6 protein-coding genes are annotated in these 5,328 nt (G+C 34.1%); 1 reads left to right on the top strand and 5 read right to left on the bottom strand.

From position 1 onward, the window contains the following. Nucleotides 1-175 precede the first annotated feature (175 nt). From DD829_RS14775 to atpD, 3 genes are all read right to left on the bottom strand, one after another. Nucleotides 176-997 carry a hypothetical protein gene (locus DD829_RS14775; RefSeq protein ID WP_076390169.1) on the bottom strand — a complete coding sequence of 274 codons (822 nt, stop codon included), beginning with the start codon at nt 995-997 and terminating at the stop codon, nt 176-178. Between the two features lie 80 nt (nt 998-1,077). After that, nucleotides 1,078-1,359, bottom strand: coding sequence for a FoF1 ATP synthase subunit delta/epsilon (locus DD829_RS14770; protein ID WP_116547884.1), 282 nt, complete (start codon nt 1,357-1,359; stop codon nt 1,078-1,080). A 55-nt stretch (nt 1,360-1,414) separates the two neighbouring features. Next, nucleotides 1,415-2,923 (bottom strand): F0F1 ATP synthase subunit beta, encoded by a 1,509-nt coding sequence (gene atpD, locus DD829_RS14765; RefSeq protein ID WP_076390167.1) that lies wholly within the window; start codon nt 2,921-2,923, stop codon nt 1,415-1,417. Between the two features lie 205 nt (nt 2,924-3,128). On the opposite strand from atpD, the gene DD829_RS14760 reads away from it, so the two are divergent. Next, nucleotides 3,129-4,049 (top strand): bifunctional riboflavin kinase/FAD synthetase, encoded by a 921-nt coding sequence (locus tag DD829_RS14760; RefSeq protein WP_116547883.1) that lies wholly within the window; start codon nt 3,129-3,131, stop codon nt 4,047-4,049. Here DD829_RS14760 and DD829_RS14755 read toward each other — a convergent pair. Then, the gene (locus DD829_RS14755) at nt 4,046-4,900 is read right to left on the bottom strand and encodes a GLPGLI family protein (RefSeq protein ID WP_116547882.1); all 855 of its coding nucleotides are present in this window, start codon (nt 4,898-4,900) and stop codon (nt 4,046-4,048) included. The genes DD829_RS14760 and DD829_RS14755 overlap by 4 nt on opposite strands. A 73-nt stretch (nt 4,901-4,973) precedes the next feature. Then, on the bottom strand, nt 4,974-5,180 hold the full coding sequence (locus tag DD829_RS14750) for a bacteriocin-like protein (RefSeq protein WP_116547881.1): 207 nt from the start codon (nt 5,178-5,180) through the stop codon (nt 4,974-4,976). Nucleotides 5,181-5,328 lie beyond the last annotated feature (148 nt).

The following is a 5,328-nucleotide window of genomic DNA, read 5'->3' as shown; positions in this document are numbered from 1 at the left end:
GTTGATCTCCACCAGTGCTTTTGTCCTCTTCGGATTAACGTGCATAATTTATTAAAATATATCCTGAATTTCACCAACTATTTTTCAGTACATTACCCTTTTTTAAGTTTTGGCTAAAGCCAATAGAATTTATATCGGTGTTAAACGGGCTAAAGCCCGTTCCTATTGATGATTTTTACTTTTGAACACCGTCTTTTGTGACTTCACCCACAATTACTTTTTCCTGAATTTTTATAAAGTTCGGATCCATAATGGCCATTCTTTCCGCAATGGCTTTGTAGGTAGGGAATTTTAAAAGAGATGCTCTTCCGGACATTTCGCGGTACAGAGTAAAGGTTTTTCCTCCCGCAGATTTAATCTGTTTTGTTGTTGTGATGTATTTTCCGATGTATTTGCTGTTGGCATCATAAATTTCAATATCAACAAATGTTTTATCCGTAACTGTGTCATCGGAACCAAAACTTGCCGGTAAATTGGTAAAATAACCCACTGGTTTTCCGTTACTTAAAATTTCGCCTACATTATTGACGGTAATATTTAATTTATCAATTTTAGTTCGGATGGTATAAGCATCTTTTGTTTTGGTATCAAGCTTCCTTTTAGGTGAATTTTTAAAAAGCTCGTCTAGGTTTTTGATGTTGATCCCTCTTTCGTCAATGATCTTCAGACTTTTAACACAGGTGTAAGCTGCCGATTTTTCTTCCCCTGAAAATGCAGATGGCGAAATATAGTCCAGATCGAGTGTTTTGTCCTGATTATAAATTCTTTTAAGCTTGATGTAACTGTCGCGTACAGAATCCACTACACTTTTATCTACAAATTCTATGGTATAAATTGGAGTTTCTTTAAGATCCATAAAAGTATATATTCCTCCTTTATAAGACAGTTTTGCGACATGAATTCCTTCAAGATCCACAATTCCTCTTTTAATTTTAACCGTCTGCGCATTGAAAAGCAACCCGAAAACTGAAAATAAAATAATTAAAAATCCCTTCATAAAACCAAATTCATACAAAAATAAAAAAAGTGTAACGAATTGTTACACTTTCTTGAAAATATATTTAGCTTTTCATTTAATTATTCACAAAGGATAATTCCTTTATTATGATTAAATTCTACAACACCGCTTTTGATAGGATAAGAGAAAACTGAATCTTTCTCATTCTCTCTCGTAAAGTATTTTGAATAGGCTTCATCGATAGATTTAGCATACAATTTTACTTTACCACCGATTAAAGAAGAAACGATTCCTGCGTGGTTTTGCATGATGTGGAATTCACCATTTTTTCCAGGCAGTAATACTGAGTCTACTTCTCCTTCAAAAACTACGTATTCTGGTGTTAAAATTTTTATATTCATTTTATTTGCTTTTGGCTTTTGGCTAATAGCTATTGGCTATCAGCAATTAGCATTATTATGCGTTATCAGCTAACATTTTTTGTCCTGCTTCGATTGCTTCTTCAATGGTTCCTTTAAGGTTGAAAGCAGCTTCCGGCAAGTGATCCAATTCACCATCAATGATCATGTTGAATCCTTTAATGGTATCTTTGATGTCTACCAAAGATCCAGGAATACCTGTAAACTGTTCTGCTACGTGGAAAGGCTGAGAAAGGAATCTCTGAACTTTTCTTGCACGGTAAACAACTGATTTGTCTTCTTCAGAAAGTTCTTCCATACCAAGGATCGCGATGATATCCTGAAGCGCTTTGTATCTCTGAAGGATTTCTTTTACTCTCTGTGCACAGTTATAATGTTCTTCACCAATAATTTCAGGAGCCAGGATTCTTGAAGTAGAAGCCAATGGATCTACCGCAGGATAAATACCCAATGAAGCAATTTTTCTGTCTAGTACCGTTGTAGCATCCAAGTGAGCAAACGTTGTTGCAGGAGCCGGGTCAGTTAAGTCATCCGCAGGTACGTAAACCGCCTGTACTGAAGTAATTGAACCATTTTTAGTAGACGTAATTCTTTCCTGCATCGCTCCCATCTCAGAAGCTAGTGTCGGTTGGTAACCTACCGCAGATGGCATACGACCTAAAAGTGCAGATACCTCAGAACCAGCCTGTGTAAAACGGAAAATATTGTCTACGAAGAAAAGTACGTCTCTACCCTGTCCGCTTTCTCCACCGTCTCTGTAGTACTCAGCTAATGTAAGACCGGAAAGTGCTACTCTCGCTCTTGCACCAGGTGGCTCGTTCATCTGTCCGAAAACGAATGCTGCTTTAGAATCTTTCATTACTTCTAAATCTACTTTAGAAAGATCCCAACCTCCGTTTTCCATAGAGTGCATGAAATCTTCACCATACTTGATGATTCCAGATTCCAACATCTCTCTCAAAAGGTCATTTCCTTCTCTCGTTCTTTCACCTACTCCGGCAAAAACAGAAAGACCTCCGTGTCCTTTTGCAATATTGTTAATCAACTCCTGAATCAATACGGTTTTACCTACACCTGCACCACCGAACAAACCAATTTTACCTCCTTTTGCGTAAGGCTCGATAAGGTCGATTACTTTGATACCTGTAAATAAAACTTCTGCAGAAGTTGAAAGCTGATCAAATTTTGGAGCTGGTCTGTGAATTGGCAGACCACCTTCATTAGATATATTTTGAAGTCCGTCGATAGCATCACCAACAACGTTGAATAGTCTTCCGTTTACAGCCTCACCGATTGGCATCATAATAGGATTTCCGTATCCGATTACGTCCTGCCCTCTTTTAAGACCGTCAGTAGCGTCCATTGCGATACATCTTACTGTATCTTCGCCAATATGCTGTTCTACCTCTAAAACTACTTTTTCACCGTTTTCTTTTGTAATTTCTAACGCATCATAGATCGCTGGAACAGATTCCACATCACTGAAGACAACGTCGATTACCGGACCAATAATTTGAGAAATTTTACCTTTAATTTGGTTTGCCATTGCTAAATTTTTTCTTGGTGCAAATATAATGATTCTTCATAAACCTGCAATTGGTAAAAAACAGATTTTTATCATACTTTTTTATAAGTCTAACAATCTATGAATTTAGCAATATGCCAATAAGTATAGATTAAAATATTGGCAAACTGTTATATTGATACTTTGTTACATAATTTCCTATATTTGCAGTCAAAATTTTTCCGGTTTGAAAGTTTTCAAAAATTTTAAAGATTATACCTCTCAGAAGCCATTAGCACTGTCTTTGGGAATGTTCGACGGGGTTCATCTTGGGCATAAAAGTATTATTGATGAATTAATTAACGTAGGTTCACAGAACGATCTGGAAACTGCCGTTCTTACTTTCTGGCCACATCCAAGATTTGTTTTTAATCCTGATGAAAATCTCAAACTCCTCAATACATTAGAAGAAAAGAAATTTTTGATGGAAAAATACAACATTGAAAATTTATTTCTAAAAGAATTTGATGAAGAATTCAGAAATTTAACCGGAGAAGAATTTGTCCGACAGATTTTAATTGAAAAACTGAATGTAAAATATCTGATCATCGGTTACGATCATTCTTTCGGAAAAAATAAAAGTGGTAATTTTGAACTTCTTCAGAAACTTTCCAAGGAACTGGATTTTGAAGTTGAACAGATGGAAGCCATTAATATTCACGAGAATAACATCAGCTCTACAAAAATCCGCAATGCACTTTCAGCAGGAAATATTAAGGAAGCCAATGAAATGTTGGGATACTCCTACTCTGTATCCGGAACGGTGGTTCACGGAAAAAAAATCGGAAGAACAATAGGTTATCCTACCGCCAATATCGAAACGGAATCGATTAAACTTTTGCCTAAAAAAGGAGCTTATATTGTTGAAGTTTTTGTGAAAAATAAGCAGTATAAAGGAATGTTGAGCGTTGGAACCAATCCGACCGTAAATGGCGAAAAACTAACTGTGGAAGTTTATATCCTTGATTTTGAAGGAGATATTTATGATGAAGAAATTACCGTAAAATTCAGAGATTTTCTTCACGATGAAATTAAATTCGAAGGGCTTGAAAAACTCATTGAAAGATTAGACGATGATAAAAGATTAACGGAAGAGTTTTTGTTTTAGTTTTCTAATTCTAAAGGATTTGCATATTTTTTATTTTCATCTATTAGTTTTTCTCTTTCTTTTTCTCTTTGTCTTAATATTTCTTTTCCCTCCAAAGTCGTTGTGATTCCATAGCTTTCGAGAACACCAGAAGAATTTCTTTGTGCTTGTTTCAATTTAGGTTGTGTAGTTTCAACAGCTTCTGTATATCTGTTTTTTTTCACGTTAACGAATTTACCCTTTAATTTAGAATCAGATACTGCTTTTACGATTTCAAAATCAAAATCTCCTTTATCATCTGTTATTTTTATAATTAATCCGGGTAATCCGCTAAACTTCATAGGACCATACGGAAATGGAATTTCGGGGGAATACCATGCAATCCAATTTCTTCCTTTAAAGGTTACTTCTGCTTTTTTACAATGAATAGTATTAATTATTTTCCCCTCATCTACGAGTTTCCAATTTTTTATTATTTGCTCTTTGTAGGTAAGTAATGACATTCCGGCAAAATCAAAATATTGTATATTTTCATTTGATTGTATGATGGTAAAATTAAAATTAGTTTTGGGAATCATTGCACCGTTTTTCCAACCAAAAGTTGTACTTCCGTCGGAATTCTTTGTAGTAGTTTTAGAATTCGCCATTACCGAATCTCCTTTAAGAGATACTGCACTGGCAAAAAATGCACGATTTTCTCCTACCTGTAATAAGAATAATTCTTCATCTCTATGATCTTTTCGCGTATCGAATTTTGCCTTTAATAGATAAGTAAACTCACCACGTAATATATCTTTTTTGTACGATTGAGCATTCGATAAAATACTAAATGATAAAACGAATAATAGAAATAATTTCTGATAGTTATACATAGGCAACATTTTTATAATAAAACTGCACTTATAGATTAATTATTATCACTATAAGTGCATTAATATAAATTAATTATGCAAGATTCTTAACATCAGAACCACTATATGTTGGTGTCTTACAATAATTTTTTTCAATTGCTTCAAACCAAGCTTCCGCTTGTTCAAATGTCCAATTTTGGTTAGTTGTAGCAGTAAAACCACAAGAAGTTTCTGCTATGTAAACTTGTCCTGCCTTTACAGCTTTTAGGTTTTCACGAGATAATTTTTTAAAATTTTTCATTCTTATAAATTTTAATTGTTAATAAGTAAATTTGTGTTTAAACTTTTTGCGCATTTTAGTTTTAAATCAACAAATAAAAAAATAAAAAGTGATATACACAACAGTAATTATCACTTTTTATTGATAAAATTATTACGCTAAATTATTG

Origin of the sequence: Chryseobacterium sp. HMWF035 (assembly GCF_003094695.1) — a bacterium.
In the GTDB taxonomy this organism is placed as follows: Bacteria; Bacteroidota; Bacteroidia; order Flavobacteriales; family Weeksellaceae; genus Chryseobacterium; species Chryseobacterium gambrini.
Note: the sequence above shows the minus strand (reverse complement) of the source record. Positions and strands in the feature narration are given on the sequence as shown.